The following is a 16,289-nucleotide window of genomic DNA, read 5'->3' on the forward strand; positions in this document are numbered from 1 at the left end:
TTGGCCAGAACGTTCTTGCGAATTGCGGCAACTGTCTCGCGGGCGATAATCTTGGCGCCGATCGATGCCTGTATGGCGACCTCAAACATCTGTCGCGGTATTAACTCGCGCATTTTCGAAACCAGCGCGCGTCCGCGTTCGTAGGCGAAGTCGCGATGCACGATGATGGACAATGCGTCCACCGGATCGCCGGCCACAAGAATGTCGAGCTTCACCATCGGCGATTCCCAATATCCCGCCAAGTGGTAGTCAAGAGAGGCGTATCCCCGCGAGACCGACTTCAGCCGGTCGTAAAAATCAAGCACAATTTCATTCAGCGGCAGCTCGTATTGCAACATGACTCGCGTCGAGCTTACGTATTCGAAGCTCTTCTGTTTGCCACGCTTCTCTTCGACCAGTGCCAGAATTCCACCGACAAATTCTTCATTGCTGAGAATCGTCGCGAGAATCACCGGCTCCTCAACTTTGGCGATTTCGCTCTGCGGCAGCCATTTTGAGGGATTGTCGACCTCGATCACCTCGTCGTCAGTCTTTGTAATCTTGTAACGCACCCCCGGAGCCGTAGTGATCAGATCAAGCCCGAACTCACGCTCCAGCCGCTCCTGAATGATTTCCATGTGCAGCAGGCCAAGAAAGCCGCAGCGAAAGCCGAAGCCCAGCGCCGCCGAACTCTCCGGCTCAAAGCGGAAGGACGAATCATTCAGCCGCAGCTTTTCTAGTGCGTCACGCAATAACGTGTGTTCGTGCGAGTCAACAGTGTAAAGTCCGGCAAAGACCATCGACTTGATGTCTTCAAATCCGGGCAGCGGGGCGGCAGCGGGGCGATTATCTTCCGTGACCGTATCGCCAATTTTAGTGTCGGCGACATTCTTGATCGTCGCCACAAAAAAACCTACTTCGCCGGCCGTCAGCTCGTCAATCTCAACCGGCTTCGGCGTCAGCACGCCCAGCGATTCCACATCGAAGACCTTGCCATTCGACATCAACCGGATCTTAGCGCCTTTCTTCAGCGTGCCGTTTACGATACGCGCCAGCACAATCACGCCGCGATAGGCGTCGAACCACGAATCGAAAATCAGCGCCTGCAGTGGAGCACTCGCATCGCCCGTCGGCGGAGACAGCCTGTGCACGATGGCTTCAAGAATGTCCGGCACTCCCTGCCCGGTCTTCGCGCTTACCGGAATCGCGTCCGTAGCATCGAGACCCACAGCCTGCTCAATCATCTCCTGCGTGCGCGGAATATCGGCGCTCGGCAGATCGATCTTGTTGATGACGGAAATAATCTCGAGCCCGTGATTGATGGCCAGATACGCATTCGCCAAGGTCTGCGCCTCAACGCCCTGCGAGGCATCCACCACCAGCAGCGCTCCTTCACACGAAGACAGCGAGCGCGACACTTCATAGGAGAAATCCACATGCCCCGGCGTATCGATCAGGTTCAGTTGATACGTCTTGCCATCTTTCGCCGGATACATCATGCGCACAGCGTGGGCCTTGATGGTAATGCCGCGCTCGCGTTCAAGGTCCATCGCGTCGAGCACCTGTGCCTGCATTTCGCGCGCAGACAAAGAGCCGGTTAGCTCCAGCAAACGGTCGGAGAGCGTAGATTTGCCGTGGTCGATATGCGCGATGATCGCGAAGTTGCGGATAAGCTTACTGTCCATGAGAAAAAAGCGCGAGGTGGAAGGAAACGTCCCAGACCTACTTGCTCTATTATCGCATCCAACTATGGCAAGCAAGCGCTCGCAACCCATACAATAAAGCAGTATCTGCATGGTTGTTGCCAAACTTTCAGGCGCCGCTATCGTTGCGGCCATCGCATCTCTCCTGTGCTGCAGCGCGAGCGCTGAAGGCCAGGCTTCCCCGGTTGTCCCCGGCGCCGCACAGCAGGGGCAACCCACAGCGGCTCCGCAGAAAACCGCGCCTTCTCCTCAGGCGATATCGTCGCGCGACCAATCGCTCATCGACAGCGTAGAACACGCTTATCAGACCGGCCTCAGTAATTACCGCGACGGCCACATTGATGCGGCGCGATCCAACTTCAACTATGCCATCGACATGATGCTGCGCAGCGGTATCGACATCAAGAACGACACCGCCATCAGCGAGGAATTCGACCACATCGTCGACGCCGTCAACACGCTCGAGCTGGACGCGGTTCAGGAAAAGGGTATCCAGACGGCGCAGCAGCATCCTGAAGACGCGCCTGTCGACATCGCCAACGATGTCACTTTCCCCGTCGACCCGACGGTCAGGGCACAGGCGGAAGCGGAATTGAAAACTACGCAGTCCGACCTGCCGCTCGTCATGAACGACTACGTCGCCGGCTATATCAACTTCTTCACCAACACCGTCAAGGGACACAACACCATCGTCAACTCGCTCACGCGCGCGGGCCGCTACAAGGACATGATCGAGCGCGTGCTCAAGGAAGAAGGTGTGCCGCAGGACCTTATCTATCAGGCCGTCGCCGAGTCAGGCTTCCGCCCGCAGGCAGTCAATCCACGCTCGCGGGCCGGCGGCATGTGGCAATTTATGCCCGGCGATGCCTTTGCTCCCGAGCGCAGCGCCTGGTTCGACGACCGCTTCGATCCGGAAAAAGCTACGCGCGCCTACGCGAAGTACATCAAGTATCTCTACGACCAGTTGGGCGACTGGTATCTGGCAATGGCCTCCTATGACTGGGGAGCAGGCAACATTCAGCGCGCCGTCGAGCGTACCGGTTATGCTGACTTCTGGGAGTTGTACCGCCGCAACAACCTTCCCCAGGAAACAAAGAACTACGTCCCCATCATCCTGGCCGTCACTATCATGGCGAAGAACCCGAAGCAGTATGGGCTCACGGACCTGGTGCCTGATCCTCCGCTGGTCACTGATACCGTAACAACGAACAATGCCGTCGATCTCCGGCTCGTGGCGGATGTGGTTGACGCCCCCCTCCAGGAAATTGAATCTCTAAACCCCAGCCTGCTGCGCATGAGCACGCCGCCTGACGAACCATTCGACCTGCACCTGCCTAAGGGGACAAAGGATCTCTACGAAAAGCGCATCGCCGAAATTCCTGAAGACAAGCGACGTTACTGGCGGTTTCATATCCTCTCGTCCAGCGAGTCTCTGGAAGACTTGGCCCACCAGTATCACGTCTCTGCCTCGGAAATCGCCTTCGTCAACCAGCTGAGTTCCACTTCCGCTGACCTTGGCGGAGTCGATTCGCTGGTCATTCCTGTCGCGCCTTCAGCTGTAACGTCATCGGCACGCAACAGCACCTACAAAGTTCGGCACGGCGATACCCTGGTCACTGTGGCTGATCGCTTTGGAGTCACCGTAGAACAGCTGCGTCGCTGGAACCACCTCAGCGGCGATGCGATTGCGCCAGGCCATAAGCTCTATGTCAGCGAGCCGGCGCGGATTTCAACCTCGCGGTCCCGGCATGGAAAAACGACAGCCCGCAGTTCGCAGGCTGCATCTCATCATGGACAGGTGCATGCTGAGCCAAAGGCCGCGGCACACACCGCATTGCCGAAGGGGAAAAAAACGGACGAGTGAGAACCACTATATACTTGCGTTCATTGGCAAGCCGTTGCATGCTGTTGCTATAATCCGCGCCGCAGAGCATTTCACTCTGTGATAGAACGGAAAACAGGCGCCGAAGCCGGAGGGCATTTTCATGCAGGACGATCGCAAACTTTACGCGCAGAATGACGGTGAATTCGAACCTGAAACCGACGACTACTCGGAAGAAGTGGAAGACGGCTTCGGAGAAGACGAGGAAGAGGAAGAAGTAACCGTCTCTGTCTCTTCCGACGACGACGACATCGAAGATCTCGACGAAGAAAAACCGGGAGTCTTTGAAGAACCCGCGATTGTCGCCGAAGAAGTAATTGTGGCGCAGCCTGCGGCTCCGCCAAAGGCGGCGAAAAAAGCCGCCCCGAAGAAGAAGGCACACGCAAAGAAGGTTGCCAAGAAAGCAGCCAAAAAAGCGCCTGTCAAAAAAGCCGCTAAGAAGGCGGCGAAAAAAGCTCCAGCCAAAAAGGCCGCTAAGAAATCTGCCGCTAAGACCAGCAGTAAGGGCGCTCGTAGCGGCGGTAAAGCCACAAAGAAATCTGTGGCCAGTAAGAAGAAGAGCGCCAGCGGTAAAAAATCAACCAAACGAGGTACTAAATTGGCAGTAAAGAAGGCAGCAAAGAAGGCAGCGGCGAAGAAGGCCCCTGCAAAGAAAGCAGCGAAGAAGGCAACAAAGAAGGCCCCTGCGAAAAAGGCAGCCAAGAAAGCGGCCAAGAAGAAGTAATCGTGTAATTCTCAGGCAAGCAAAAGAGCCCGGCTCATAGCCGGGCTTTTTTGCATCCATACGCGAGCCTCCCGGCTACAACTGCACCTCAACTTCATCTCCATCACGGAGACCATAGGCATCACGCAGCTTAATATCCGTCGCAATCTCAACGATGTTTTTAGGATGATGTCCGATTCCAGCTTCGTTTGCATCTGTACGGAGGAGAAATGCACGGCGGCCGAGGATGGTACAAGGCACAATGTTGACGGAAACCGTCCCGCCGTACTCTTCTTTCTCCAGACGAATCACTTCTTCGGGTAGGGAATAGGGCTCAGGCAGCCGCAGATTCAGCGTACCCGGAAAGAGTCGCAAGCCTGTCTTCTGGGTATAGAAAACTTCCAGCTTTTCCAGCCAGTACGAGAAATTTCCCATCCCGGAAACAACGACTCCTTTTAGGACGGGCATAGTAACTGCGCCAGATGATGCCGCTGGTGGACGATATAGTCCTCGATCAGGAAACGCAGCGTCACCTGCTCGTCGTCTCCAACGCGGCATTCTGCGTCCAGCCTGTCCTCAGGAATGCGTTCAACTACAGCTTTCAGCATCTCGTGATAGGTCTGCCACCATGCAATCAGCGTCGGCCACGGTGTCTCGTTATAGCCGTGCGCTGCAACCCAGCCCTCCTGTGCATAGAAGGGACCGGCATAGCTGCCATCAAGCGACGCGCGTACGAAGCGCTGATGGTTATTAGCGGCTGAATCGATCATGTGTCCCAGCACCTGCTTGCGCGTCCATCCGCCATCGCGCCATGGTAGGGCGGCAATCTCTTCCGGCACCTGTAAAAGCGAATGGCGGATTGCTTCGCAACCCGCCAAAAAATCCTTCGCTGTTTGGTTCATCATACTGGTTAGTGTTGCCCCTCGGCCTCGTTCAGCGCTGTCAGCACTTCTTCACTGTGGTGCGAAGGATCGACCTTCGTCCAGACCTTCACAATTTTTCCCTGCGGATCGATGAGAAATGTATTTCGGTTCGCGATCTTAAAGCCGGCATAGCTGCCCAGCGATCCGTATTCCGCTACCACCTTCTTTTCCTCATCGCTCAACAGCGTGAAGTTGAGACCATCCTTCGCGCAGAATTCCTTGTGGCTGTCGACTGAGTCCACGCTCACGCCCACGATCACCGCGTTCACCTTCTGGTACTTTTCCTGGTCGCGCTGGAAAGCGTGTGCCTCAATCGTGCAGCCCGTAGTCATGTCCTTCGGGTAGAAATAGAGCACCACCCACTTGCCGCGAAAGCTGTCGAGGCTCACCGGCTTGCCTTCCTGCGAGTTCAATGTGAAGTTGGGGGCCATTTGGCCCACCTGCGGCATCGCCGACTCGTCGGCTGCGAAGCCGCGAACAGCAAACACGCCCAATCCGACAACGACAACAACCCCAAGCAATGCGATCCAAATCTTTGACACGGCGATTGGCCCTCCTTTTCGGGCGCTTTTATTATCCCCGCTCCACCGCCACAATCGCAATCTTCGCTGTGTTGGCGCGCAAAAGAACTGTACTCCTGTCAAAAATCAGCGTCCGCCCAGCCTCAATCGCCAGACAAGTCGCATTTGCCCGCTCCATGGCCTCAATCGTCTTCAGCCCAATCACCGGCACATCGAAGCGCATGTCCTGGTTCGGCTTGGCAACCTTCACTACCGTCAGGCGGCGGTCCAGCGTTGAAGCATCGCCTTCCTCGGCCAGAGTCTTCATGATCGTCCCCGCGCGTTCGATGGCCGCGTCTGTCCCCTCCATCGCCTCAACCGCAACGCACGCCTGGCTCGCGACAACTACCGTCTGCCCAATGTCATATCCGGCGACCGCCATCGCTACTTCACGTCCGTAATCAATATCACTCTGCTCCTGCTCGGAAGGCACGCGCTCGGTCAGCACTCCGGCCTGCGCCAAAAGCGGTTCCAAGTATGCTGTAGACGAAATCAGTTCAATGCCCTCATCGCCCAGAACCTTAGCCACAGCGCCCAGCAGCATGTCTGTATTCCTGGTGCGCAGAGAAAGCAGCAGCTTTGCCAGTCTCCAGTCAGGCCGGATGCTCGAAAAAATCTGCTTGTGCTTTACCTGCCCAGCCATCACCGCGCGTGTGACATTTTCTTTCTGAAACGTCTCGATCAGCTTCGACAACTCACCCAGTGAAAGCCAATAGACGCGCACGCCAGAATCCGCAGCCGCACGCGCATCCATTTCCGGATCAGTCTCTTCCTTGATCGCCGCAACAACAACCTCAAGCCCATGTGCGCGCGCCGCATCCAACAGCAGAAAAGGAAAACGCCCATTCCCGGCAATCAATCCGAGCGTATTCAATCAATACTCCATCCAGATACCGCCATATTTTCCTTGTAACCCCATGCCCAAAAACCGGGTCGAATAAACGACACAGTATTCGCTCAATGCCATCACAGATCCTTACTTTCGAGCAACCATGAGGTTTTTTCCCCAGCTATGTTTAACCGACTTCAATCTTCTTCGTGGGCACCTATCGCATTGCGCTTTATCGTGGGCTATGGCTTCATCGAACACGGCTACTCCAAGCTGCTCAAGGGTCCTGATGGGTTTGCATCTATCCTGCATGCGTTAAACGTTCCTGCTCCCCACCTCATGGCATGGTTAACTATCCTGGTTGAACTGTTCGGCGGTTTGGCCGTGCTGCTTGGGGCATTCGTTCGCATCGCTAGTGTGCCAATGGCAGTGGTCTTATTAACGGCCATGTTCACGGTTCATTTGCGTTACGGCTTCAGTTCCATCAAGATTTTGGCGGTAACACCCGGGGGAGCAATATTCGGTCCGCCGGGATATGAGTGCGATCTCCTGTATCTCGCCGCATTAACAACGCTCGTCCTCGCAGGCTCAGGACCGTTTGCAATCGACGGCTTTCTTGCAAGACGGCGAATAGCTGGAGATGAAGCTATTTGAGAAGAGCAATCCGTACGGGCATTTTGTCCTGCTGCGAATTACTTGTGGAGCCCGCGCTCCGATTTCTCAATAAACTCCACTAGATACACCACATCTTCGCTCGTGGCTCCCTCGGACTTGATCTTTTCCAGAGCCTGCGAAGTATTCATCTTCCCCGCCAGCAAATGCCGATAAGCACGCTGCAGCGCCCGCAACCGCGTGCTATCAAACCCCTTGCGCTCCAGCCCGACTTTGTTCAGCCCGTAAGCATGCGTCTCGCGCTTCGCCGAAGTCAGCGAGAACGGCAGCACATCCTGCACCACCGTCGTCCCGCCACCCGTATACGCATACTTCCCGATCCGGCAAAACTGGTGAACCTGGTTCAGCGCGCCGACAGTAGCGAAATCCTCGACAATCACATGGCCCGCCAGCGTAGCAGCATTCGCCAGAATGCACCCGTCGCCCACCACGCTGTCGTGCCCGATATGCACGTACGCCATAATCAGGCAGCCGCTGCCCACGCGTGTTGTGCCGCCGCCGCCAGCAGTTCCGCGCGAAATGGTCACAGCTTCACGGATGACGTTGTCATCGCCCAGCACCGCGCCAGTAGGCTCGCCTTTGTATTTCAGGTCCTGCGGCGCAACACCCACGCAGGCAAAGGAATAAAACCTGTTCCGCGCTCCAACCTTCAGCCGTCCGTCGAGCACCACATGCGAAACCAGTTCGCAGTCTTTGCCCAGCTCGACATCCGGCCCAACAGTGCAATACGGCCCGACCGTGCATGATTCAGGAATGACGGCCCCAGCCGAGACAATCGCCGTCGGATGAATATTCACTCTGTAGTCACCGCCGTCATCGCAGGCGCATCTTCAAGCTGCGCAGAAGCCGTATCCGGCCTGCGCCGCGGAACAAGCTGGCACATGACCGTACCCTCGCATGCCAGCTTGCCGTCGACCGTTGCCTTGCCTTCCAGCCGCGCGTAGCGCGCCTTCCACTGCAAGACATTGACCTCGATGCGCAACTGGTCCCCAGGCACCACCGGGCGCCGAAACTTCGCCCGCTCAATCCCGGTAAACACCATCAGCTTGCTATCGCGGTCAGGAATCTCCGTCAGAAGCAGCGCCCCGCCCGCCTGTGCCATGGCTTCCACCACAAGCACGCCGGGCATGATCGGATAATCCGGAAAATGTCCCTGAAAAAATGACTCGTTGATCGTCACATTCTTAATAGCGACAATCCGCTTCTTCCGCTCCATCTCGATCACCCGATCGATCAGAAGCAGGGGGTAGCGGTGCGGCAAAATCGCCATGATGTCGGTAATATCCATCACCAGGCGAGACTCCGGAGCGTGGGTTGAGTTCTCCATAATCTGCACGTGCGATTATAAAGGGGACTGGCCGTCCAGGCACACCCGCCCTTCGGGCGTCAATCCTTGCCTCATCAAAATTTTGTCATCCTGAGCGAAGGCTTCTCGAAGAGAAGCCTTCGTCGAAGGACCTGCGTCTCGCAGACAGAAGCACGAACAAGAGCACACTAAAAAAGGAGCGGCTCATAAGCCGCTCCTTCTAACCAGAAAACCTATTCCATCTGTGGTTGCGGAGTCGGAGGTCCTCCGTTGCCGCCATCGGCCGCAGGCGGCGGACCGCCGGGACCGCCCCATCTGCCGCGCATGCCGCGTCCGTCGCGATTCCGCTCGTCTCGCTTCTCATCACGCATGGCCTTCAGCTTCGTCCACTGGTCCGGCGTCAGCGTCTGCCGAATTCCCAGCAGCATCCGCGCATTCGCCTTTTCCAGCTCTGCCCGGGCCTGCGCAATCGAGTCGATCTGCGCCAGGATCTTCGTCTCATCCGGCTGATCCGCTTCCATCAGCGGCTGCATGATCGTTTCCTGCTTCTCCAGCGCTGCATGCAGATCGATCAGCTTTAGACGATTCTGCTGCATGATGTCGTCCATCTTCTTCTGCTGATCGGCCGACAGCCCAATCTTCTGGGCCGTCTCCGGATCGTCCCACCACCGCCCGTGCATCCGGCCGCCGCCAAACGCGCGTTCCATCGGAGGTGGTCCCGGCTTCCAGTCCTGCGCCACGGCGTGTCCATACACGCCGAGAGCACCAAGGCAGCCGGCCAAAATCAGCGCCAGTCCCAAAGATTTCCTAGTTTCTCCCATTGTTCTTCTCCGTTTCCCCCGCCGTACTCTGATAGCTCACATGATCCGCACCCATCTCCGCCAGCGGCTGCATCGAATCCGGGACCGCCTCGGAAAGCTCGCTTGTCACCTGGTCCAGCAGGGCCGAATCCGCCTCGCGCTGCTTCAGAATCTGCGCTTGCCGCTGTGCTTGCAATTGCGCCACATGCTCGCGGTGCGAATTGACCGTCGGCACTACCGCAGCCGCGCACAGCACGATCGCAGTCACCGCAGCCATGGCCCATTCCAGCACTAACCGGCGCCGCACAGACCGTCTTCGCTGCCGCGCCTGCTCCAGTTGCCACGCTACCTGCGCTGGCTCTCCCTGAGAGGCAATATGATGCACTGCCGCGCGAAACTGGCTGATCGAATTCGCCAATACTTCCAGGTCGCGTCTGCTTGCCGCATCGCGCTCCGGATAAAGCTCGTCGAGTTTCATCTTTTCTGTGTTCATTGCTTGCCACCCACTCCTTCCCGCACCGCCGCCAGCGCGCGGTACAAGTGCGTCTTCACGGTGCTCGGATTCATCCCCGTCAGTTCCGCAATCTCTTTCAGCTCCATCTCTTCCACAAAGCGCAGAACAAACACGCTGCGTTGCTTCGCCGGAAGGTCACTCACCGTCTTCCACACATGCGCCACCTGCGTCCGCGCAACCAACTCGGCCTCAGGTGAGCTTCGGCCATCCGGGACCCAGTCGCTCACATCCACCGGGTCAAGCGCCGATTCCCGCGTCTTCGTCCAGAACCGCAGCCGCTTGCTGCGCAGATGGTCACGCACCAGGTTCATGGCAATCTTCATCAGCCAGGTGCTCAGGCTCGAGTCGCCGCGAAAATGTTCCCGCCCCATATACGCCTTCAGGAAGCAATCCTGCGTCAGGTTCTCCGCCGCATCGCGGTCACGCAGCGACGCCAGCAGAAACCGGAAGACCCTCGGACGATACAGCCGCACGACCTCGTCAAAATCGGCCAGGCCAAGCACCGCCTGCTCTCGCGCCAGCTGCGTCAGCTCACTCGCTGCAGTTTGTTCCATGCAAAGAAATAGACGAAGGGATCAGCAGGCGAGTTTACCTGCCTAATAATACGAACTACCCAAACACCCTAAAATTGTCCTCCTGAGCGGAGCGAAGTCGAAGGATCTGCTTTTGTGTTTTTTCGCGGAGCACCTGCATCCGATGAACTCAACCCTCAAACAAACACTGGTATTTTTGCCGGTTAACGTCCAGTACTCCCCGGACTAATATGAGGACTTCCTCGGAATAAGAACCGGAGTGAAGCCATGCGAAGAAAATCATCCTACGTAAATTTGATTTGCATCATGCTCGTCGCCGCTACGTCGGGAACTGCAGAATCCCAGCAGACCAAAACCCTCGTGGTAGAAGGCCATCCAGGTCATGCTCCGGTGATCGACGCAAACGGCCAGTCCTGCGTAGAGATTCAGGCACTGGCAAGCCTCACGAATGGTTCCCTGAGTTTCAGTGGAAGTCAGATTACCTTGACACTGCACGGCTCTCCGGCGGGCCAGCCGCAAAGCCAGGGATTTTCGAGGGATTTTTTGAGCGCAGGGATTGAGGCCATGTCCGAAATTCGGGAATGGCGCAGCGCGCTGCAGACCGCTGTTCGATACGGGTTTCCGCCGAATCCGGATTGGGTGAATTCCTACAGCGGCGCGGCAACGTCGAGCGTCCGGCAAGCCTCCGTCGCCGCGTCCACCGAAGCGGATCGCAATGCAGCTCAACTCATCAGCCAGGAGCTCAATCACATGCAACAGTTGAGCGACAAGATGGTGTCAGCGCGGAAAAATATGACATATATCGCTCCCGACGCGCTCGACAAAGATCCACTCGACAAGAAGATCATCAGTTGCGCGCACTCATTGGAGGCCATGGCCGCAAGTGGCCAGTTCCATGATGATGGCTCTTGCCATTGAACCGGCTTTAACCATCAAGACGAAGGTGCCCCATTTAAAGCGGGTTTTGGCTTGAGTGGGGTGGTTTCTAAACCTCAAACTCAAAAGACACTCCGGGTAGCAGCCCTGCACTTTCCAAAATCTTGTCAAACCCCTTAAGAATCCGGCTAATAACGCGAATCTCCAATAGCAGAACACTGACGAAAGTCTTACCGTCGCTTGACAACCGGGCTCTGTCTGTCCCAGTACCGTTTCCGGCGTGAGTCAAATCGGCCCCTCTGCAAACAGGGGCGCAATCTGGGAGGAGAGGACATGAAAGCCTGTCACTTTAAATTCTCTATCACTAATGTGTTGCTTCTAACGCTTGCCACGATGTTTAGCTATGCTGCCGCGAACGCGCAAAATTCCGGGCTACAAGCGGATTTGCGGAGTTCCGCCGCAGTTCCCAATCAGGGTGGAGTCCTGCCGACGGCTCCTGCCGGTGGCGTTGTCGTCGGCCAGCAATCCTGGGTCTGTGATGCGGCGGAAGGTTTTGCGCCTGTCGTAAACGCTCAAACCGGAGCTCTCGATCCGTTTCTGGCGATCGGAACATCTGGCAACATAAAACTACCCATCTCGCCGACGACTGTCCCGGCGACTTGCGGCCAGTCGGCCCTCCAAAGCAACGGCTTGGCATACATCACTCAGGCTGTCGTGGACACGAGAGACACGCCCTCTACCGCGCGCGGCGTCCTGCGCACTGCTCTCGATCCGGATACGGGTGCACTCATTGGCCCGTCAAGCTACATTGCAACAACCGCGGGCCTGGATGGGAACCAGCCCACCGCCGCAGCTATCGGTCCCGATGGCAATCTGTATGTCGGGTTTCTGAAAAACGGCAATATTAAGAGAATTGTGAATCCCGGATCTGGCGTGGCCCAGGTCGTCCAAAGTGTTGGCAACACGCCGCAAGGTCATCCCGCGCGGGCATTCGCGTTTATCGGGAACGATTTGTTCATCGCTTCCGTCGATGCATTGTCGGTCATTCTCAATGCCACCAGCCCGTCCTGCACCGGAGGCTGCAACGCTACCGCTATCTCCGACGGCTTCACTGGCGCCGTCCACACCGGATTGACAAGCGATGGCGTGAATACGCTGTATTTCGCTGTTGCCGGAGACCAGCAGATCCCGGGCAGCAGCCAGATCTGGCGCTACTCAACTACGAACGCGCACTTCACATTCGTGTCACAGGGAGGCGTGGATAAGAATGGGGCTAACGCATCTAACTTCTCTTTCGTAGCCGGCAAGACGAACCTGCTGGCGCTTGATGCCGCAGGCAACCTTTGGATCGGAGACGACACCAGCAATGCAAGCGCGGTCGGCGCTGGCCGCTTGTGGACCATTAGCGCAGCCGCATTGGCAACTCTTCCCGCTGGCTCGACGACAGGCGGCACCAATACGCAGACTATCTTCAATCTGCTTCGTGGCCCGTGGTTCATGGGCTTTACCCAGCTCGGGTTCACGCCCACCTTCAATCCTGACGGGACCTTCACCGCGACGATTCTGTCCAATGCTGGCGGGCTCACGACGGATTCAGGGACCTGGACGTTAACGCCACCGAAGGTGGCCCAGCCAATCGGGAATCCGCAGGGCCATCTCACGCTTACGGATTCAAAAGGTGTCGTCCTGTTTTCTGCTGACTTCCTGCTACTCAACGCGGACGAACTGGTCGCGGTGATGCCTTGGACAGGCAGCTTGGGAACTCCCATCAGCGGCGTTCTCATCAAGCAAACCATTTGAATGTAGCCCAGGTCTCGATTCTCAGACCTGGGCTCAATTTCGAAGATTTTCGGCTAGAAGCGCCGGGGTTAGCCCGGTGAATAACCAGCCGCAACAGAAGGTGTCTTATGAAGGGGCTTCCGGGTAAAAGCCCACAAGGATTCATCGGATGCTGAAAACATTGCTGTTTCGAAAGGGCATGGCTTCAGCCATGCCTAAGTCACTCAAATGCAATGGGCCTTAGCCCCTGAGGTGAGAGGATTTCTCGAACAACGCCTATTAACAGGAAAGAGGCGCCAGCCCCGGCTGTGTACAACTCGCGGCTATATTTTTCTCGAAGAACTGAAGAAATACGGTATACTTGCTTCGTAGTCGGCCCTCGTTCCTCCCCGCAGATTCGCAAGTCAGCTTGAATCGACCACGGAACGAATCCATTCCACCTCAGGAAACCTGTTAGAAGTGAAACACGCCATCCCTGCATTACTGTCTACTGCCGTTCTCATCGGCTCGATGGGATTTGCCTGGCATGAAAGCTTCGCCAAGCACGGCCAGCCAGCCGCGGACCTGACGGCCGCTTCGCAAGTCCAGCCCTTTTCTCCGGCGAACTCACGGAAAAATGCCGCCATTACCGAGGCTGACCTGCTGTCGCTTCATATGTGCCAGGATAGCCACAAGCTCTTCGTAAATGAGCCGTCGCCCGCTACCGCTGCCGAGCTCGTTGATGCGCAAGGCGCCGCCGAGTGTGTCGTGCAACTGCGGTCCGCGCTGCGCGAGGTGCCCCAAACCCATCCCGCATACTCTGACATACAGTCTGAGTTGGCCTGGTGGAACGGCAAACTCCTGGAACTCGATCCGGCCGACTATCATCGCCTGAATTCCTGAACGGCACCAGCCGTCTCGCGGGCCCATTCAGCCCTCGGGCTCGAGGGGGTAAGTTTTTCTACAACTTAAGCCCCCCGAGGCCTCCGGCGGAAGCACCGGACACACGGAAGGGATCTCAGCCTCGGGTCTGGAGAAAAATCTTGTCAAGCCCACAGTGACTTATCCACCCCATAATTTGCTGGATCGGACATAGAACTCAAACTCGGCACGGCTACGGCGCGCTCGTTTCGTTCCATAGAAACGCCAACTCATCCGCCTCATCATCCACCAGTTGAGTAAGCGAGACTCCCGAGCTGTGACCGCCCTTCAGGCTGTAGTGCAGCAGAATGGGCCGATCTCCGCCATTTGCCGCCTGCACCCGCGCCGTCATCTTGCGCGCGTGCAGCGGGTCGACGCGCGTGTCACTATCGCCAGTAAAGAACATAATGGCCGGATACTTCGTCCCCGGCTTCACGTTCTGATAGGGTGAGTACTTCAGCAGGTAAGGAAAGTCCCTGGCATTGTCTGCGTCGCCGTACTCCGTCGTCCAGAAGCGACCGATAAGGAAATCCTGATAGCGCAGCATGTCGAGCAGCGGATAGCCGCACCAGATCGCTCCGAACAAGTCGGGCCGCTGCGTTATCGACGCGCCCATCAATAAGCCGCCGTTTGACCGCCCGCGAATAGCAAAGCGCTCCGGCGTAGTGTAGTGGTTTTGGATGAGGTACTCGGCAGCAGAAAACCAGTCGTCAAAGACGTTCTGCTTCTTTTCAAACATCGCCGCTTTGTGCCACGCTTCGCCGTACTCGTCGCCTCCGCGCAGGTTAGGCTGGGCAAAGTAGCCACCCTGCTCCATCCACCAGGCGTACTCGGGGTTCCATGCCGCCAGCATGGGAATTTCGAAGCCGCCGTAGCCGGTCATCAGCAGGTGCGCGCTGCCGTCTTGCTTCAGACCCTTTTTCCCGGCGATAAACATGGGAACGCGCGTGCCGTCTTTGGAGGTATAGAAGACCTGCTTGATCTCATACTGCGATGTATCAAACGGAACCTTCGGCTGGAAGAAAATGTCGGACTTACCTGTTTTCGTGTCGTAGCGGTAGATCGTAGGAGGCAGAATGAAGGACTGGAAAACATAGAAGCCGGTCTTCTGCTCTGGGCGGCCGATCAAGTCCGTTCCTGACCCGATGCCGGGATATGTGATCTGCCCGATCTGTTTTCCATCGAGCGAATAGATCGAGGTCTCGGTCTTCACATCGTGCAGCCGTCGCACAAACAGCTTGCCGCCGACGATGTTGAAGCCATCAATTACGTCTTTGCCTTCGGAAATGACGATCTTCCACTGCTCCGGTGACTCGCCTGGCTTCGCTTCAACAATCCGCTTGTTCGCGGCATTGTAGTCGGTTGAAAGAAAGAATCGATCACCGATGTTGACCGCTGAGGTGCGCGCCTCGATGCCGTATACCAGCGGCACAATCTCGCTGTCCGGCTTGCGCAGGTCTTTAACCAGAATGTCTTCGCGTGTGGCTGGAACGCCGCGGCTGATGCGGATCATCAGATAGCGTCCATTGTCGGTAACGCCGACGCTGATCAGCTCCAACTCGCCCAGCTTCTCCCCGCGATACTCCTTGCCGAAGAGCATCGGGTCGTCTGCAATCGGCGTGCCCAGCTTGTGGTAGTGGATGGTCGTGCCTTCATGCGTAAAGCGCGCGTAATAGATCCCCTCCTTGTCCGGACTGAGAGCAACGCCAAAGTAGCGGGCGCTGGGCAGTGAGTCTGACAGGTCCTGGCGCGTATCAACATTGAGAATATGCACGGACTCTTCATCCGCACCGCCCTGCCGCACGCCGTAGACCAGCATCTTGCCGTCGCTGGAGATGTCGTTGATCGTCACGGACGTGTTCTGGTCGGCGCTGAGTTTGGTCGCATCGACTAATCGGATGTCCGCGCTTGTCCAGCCTTCGCGCATGTAGATTGAGGACTGATTTTCGTCGGCCAAACGCTTTTCAAAAAAGATTCTGCCGCCATATTCTCTGGGGACGGAGTAGACATCCACGCGTTGCAGTTTTGTCAGACCATCGACAATCTGCGACCGGTTTTTGATCTGCGAAAGATAGTCGTCGGTGTACTTTATCTGCAAGTCTATCCAGGCTCGCGTCTGCGGACTCTTCGCATCCTCAAGCCAGCGGTAAGGGTCGGCTATTTCGACTCCGTGCAGATTGTCAACGACGGTGTCGGTCGCTGTTGGCGGAGGCTCCGGCAGTGAAATGCCATTGCGGCCTTCAATCGTTTTTCCGCTGAATCCGTACGAGCTGCAAAGAAGGGCAATCAGGCAAAGGGCAGAAGTTCTCACAATGCGCATAGTTTTCCTT

17 protein-coding genes are annotated in these 16,289 nt (G+C 56.8%); 6 read left to right on the forward strand and 11 right to left on the reverse strand.

Going from position 1 to position 16,289, the window contains the following annotated elements:
- Positions 1 to 1,664, reverse strand: a 1,664-nt coding sequence (gene lepA / locus VEV40_RS05320; protein ID WP_324830682.1) for a translation elongation factor 4, incomplete at its 3' end; no start/stop codon positions are given.
- A gap of 109 nt (positions 1,665 to 1,773) precedes the next feature.
- Here lepA and VEV40_RS05325 point away from each other — a divergent pair.
- Together VEV40_RS05325 and VEV40_RS05330 are read left to right on the forward strand one after the other, a co-directional pair.
- Positions 1,774 to 3,546, forward strand: coding sequence for a lytic transglycosylase domain-containing protein (locus tag VEV40_RS05325; RefSeq protein WP_324830683.1), 1,773 nt, complete (start codon positions 1,774 to 1,776; stop codon positions 3,544 to 3,546).
- 121 nt (positions 3,547 to 3,667) lie between these two features.
- Positions 3,668 to 4,288, forward strand: coding sequence for a hypothetical protein (locus tag VEV40_RS05330; RefSeq protein ID WP_324830684.1), 621 nt, complete (start codon positions 3,668 to 3,670; stop codon positions 4,286 to 4,288).
- A 75-nt stretch (positions 4,289 to 4,363) separates the two neighbouring features.
- Here VEV40_RS05330 and VEV40_RS05335 read toward each other — a convergent pair whose 3' ends face one another.
- From VEV40_RS05335 to VEV40_RS05350, 4 genes are read right to left on the reverse strand one after another with little or no spacing between them, the layout of a single operon-like run.
- Entirely contained in the window at positions 4,364 to 4,735 is a 372-nt protein-coding gene (locus tag VEV40_RS05335) for a DUF120 domain-containing protein (RefSeq protein WP_324830686.1), read from the reverse strand.
- The gene (locus VEV40_RS05340) at positions 4,723 to 5,172 is read right to left on the reverse strand and encodes a DinB family protein (protein WP_324830687.1); all 450 of its coding nucleotides are present in this window, start codon (positions 5,170 to 5,172) and stop codon (positions 4,723 to 4,725) included. Before VEV40_RS05340 ends, VEV40_RS05335 begins: the two co-directional genes overlap by 13 nt.
- Positions 5,173 to 5,177: 5 nt before the next feature.
- Positions 5,178 to 5,732 (reverse strand): peroxiredoxin, encoded by a 555-nt coding sequence (locus VEV40_RS05345; protein ID WP_324830688.1) that lies wholly within the window; start codon positions 5,730 to 5,732, stop codon positions 5,178 to 5,180.
- Between the two features lie 31 nt (positions 5,733 to 5,763).
- Positions 5,764 to 6,624, reverse strand: coding sequence for an LpxI family protein (locus VEV40_RS05350; RefSeq protein WP_324830689.1), 861 nt, complete (start codon positions 6,622 to 6,624; stop codon positions 5,764 to 5,766).
- A gap of 138 nt (positions 6,625 to 6,762) precedes the next feature.
- On the opposite strand from VEV40_RS05350, the gene VEV40_RS05355 reads away from it, so the two are divergent.
- Entirely contained in the window at positions 6,763 to 7,233 is a 471-nt protein-coding gene (locus tag VEV40_RS05355; protein WP_324830690.1) for a DoxX family protein, read from the forward strand.
- 38 nt (positions 7,234 to 7,271) lie between these two features.
- Here the strand turns inward: VEV40_RS05355 and lpxA are convergent, their stop codons facing one another.
- From lpxA to VEV40_RS05380, 5 genes are all read right to left on the reverse strand, one after another.
- A complete protein-coding gene (gene lpxA / locus VEV40_RS05360) occupies positions 7,272 to 8,048 on the reverse strand; it encodes an acyl-ACP--UDP-N-acetylglucosamine O-acyltransferase (protein ID WP_324830691.1) in 777 nt (258 codons plus the stop codon).
- Positions 8,045 to 8,578: a 3-hydroxyacyl-ACP dehydratase FabZ gene (gene fabZ, locus VEV40_RS05365; RefSeq protein WP_324830692.1), complete on the reverse strand. Its 534-nt coding sequence runs from the start codon at positions 8,576 to 8,578 to the stop codon at positions 8,045 to 8,047. The genes lpxA and fabZ overlap by 4 nt, the downstream gene beginning before the upstream one ends.
- A gap of 212 nt (positions 8,579 to 8,790) precedes the next feature.
- Positions 8,791 to 9,378, reverse strand: a complete 588-nt coding sequence (locus VEV40_RS05370; protein WP_324830693.1) for a Spy/CpxP family protein refolding chaperone — start codon at positions 9,376 to 9,378, stop codon at positions 8,791 to 8,793.
- A complete protein-coding gene (locus VEV40_RS05375; protein ID WP_324830694.1) occupies positions 9,365 to 9,850 on the reverse strand; it encodes a hypothetical protein in 486 nt (161 codons plus the stop codon). Before VEV40_RS05375 ends, VEV40_RS05370 begins: the two co-directional genes overlap by 14 nt.
- Positions 9,847 to 10,425 carry an RNA polymerase sigma factor gene (locus VEV40_RS05380; protein WP_324830695.1) on the reverse strand — a complete coding sequence of 193 codons (579 nt, stop codon included), beginning with the start codon at positions 10,423 to 10,425 and terminating at the stop codon, positions 9,847 to 9,849. The genes VEV40_RS05375 and VEV40_RS05380 overlap by 4 nt, the downstream gene beginning before the upstream one ends.
- 246 nt (positions 10,426 to 10,671) lie before the next feature.
- Here VEV40_RS05380 and VEV40_RS05385 point away from each other — a divergent pair, with 246 nt between their 5' ends.
- The 3 genes from VEV40_RS05385 (at position 10,672) to VEV40_RS05395 (ending at position 13,941) form a co-directional block, all read left to right on the forward strand.
- Positions 10,672 to 11,322, forward strand: a complete 651-nt coding sequence (locus tag VEV40_RS05385; RefSeq protein ID WP_324830696.1) for a hypothetical protein — start codon at positions 10,672 to 10,674, stop codon at positions 11,320 to 11,322.
- 291 nt (positions 11,323 to 11,613) lie between these two features.
- Positions 11,614 to 13,080, forward strand: coding sequence for a hypothetical protein (locus tag VEV40_RS05390; RefSeq protein ID WP_324830698.1), 1,467 nt, complete (start codon positions 11,614 to 11,616; stop codon positions 13,078 to 13,080).
- 438 nt (positions 13,081 to 13,518) lie between these two features.
- Positions 13,519 to 13,941 carry a hypothetical protein gene (locus VEV40_RS05395; protein WP_324830700.1) on the forward strand — a complete coding sequence of 141 codons (423 nt, stop codon included), beginning with the start codon at positions 13,519 to 13,521 and terminating at the stop codon, positions 13,939 to 13,941.
- Positions 13,942 to 14,152: 211 nt separating this feature from the next.
- Here the strand turns inward: VEV40_RS05395 and VEV40_RS05400 are convergent, their stop codons facing one another.
- Positions 14,153 to 16,279: a prolyl oligopeptidase family serine peptidase gene (locus VEV40_RS05400; RefSeq protein WP_324830702.1), complete on the reverse strand. Its 2,127-nt coding sequence runs from the start codon at positions 16,277 to 16,279 to the stop codon at positions 14,153 to 14,155.
- Between the last annotated feature and the right edge of the window lie 10 nt (positions 16,280 to 16,289).

This window comes from Alloacidobacterium sp., assembly GCF_035631355.1.
In the GTDB taxonomy this organism is placed as follows: domain Bacteria; phylum Acidobacteriota; class Terriglobia; order Terriglobales; family Acidobacteriaceae; genus Alloacidobacterium.

Bases quoted from the DNA above. Each gene is read 5' to 3' on its own strand.
- VEV40_RS05325 (WP_324830683.1), top strand. From the start codon at position 1,774: ATGGTTGTTGCCAAACTTTCAGGCGCCGCTATCGTTGCGGCCATCGCA.
- VEV40_RS05330 (WP_324830684.1), top strand. From the start codon at position 3,668: ATGCAGGACGATCGCAAACTTTACGCGCAGAATGACGGTGAATTCGAA.
- VEV40_RS05335 (WP_324830686.1), bottom strand. From the start codon at position 4,735: ATGCCCGTCCTAAAAGGAGTCGTTGTTTCCGGGATGGGAAATTTCTCG.
- VEV40_RS05340 (WP_324830687.1), bottom strand. From the start codon at position 5,172: ATGATGAACCAAACAGCGAAGGATTTTTTGGCGGGTTGCGAAGCAATC.
- VEV40_RS05355 (WP_324830690.1), top strand. From the start codon at position 6,763: ATGTTTAACCGACTTCAATCTTCTTCGTGGGCACCTATCGCATTGCGC.
- fabZ (WP_324830692.1), bottom strand. From the start codon at position 8,578: ATGGAGAACTCAACCCACGCTCCGGAGTCTCGCCTGGTGATGGATATT.
- VEV40_RS05370 (WP_324830693.1), bottom strand. From the start codon at position 9,378: ATGGGAGAAACTAGGAAATCTTTGGGACTGGCGCTGATTTTGGCCGGC.
- VEV40_RS05375 (WP_324830694.1), bottom strand. From the start codon at position 9,850: ATGAACACAGAAAAGATGAAACTCGACGAGCTTTATCCGGAGCGCGAT.
- VEV40_RS05380 (WP_324830695.1), bottom strand. From the start codon at position 10,425: ATGGAACAAACTGCAGCGAGTGAGCTGACGCAGCTGGCGCGAGAGCAG.
- VEV40_RS05385 (WP_324830696.1), top strand. From the start codon at position 10,672: ATGCGAAGAAAATCATCCTACGTAAATTTGATTTGCATCATGCTCGTC.
- VEV40_RS05390 (WP_324830698.1), top strand. From the start codon at position 11,614: ATGAAAGCCTGTCACTTTAAATTCTCTATCACTAATGTGTTGCTTCTA.
- VEV40_RS05400 (WP_324830702.1), bottom strand. From the start codon at position 16,279: ATGCGCATTGTGAGAACTTCTGCCCTTTGCCTGATTGCCCTTCTTTGC.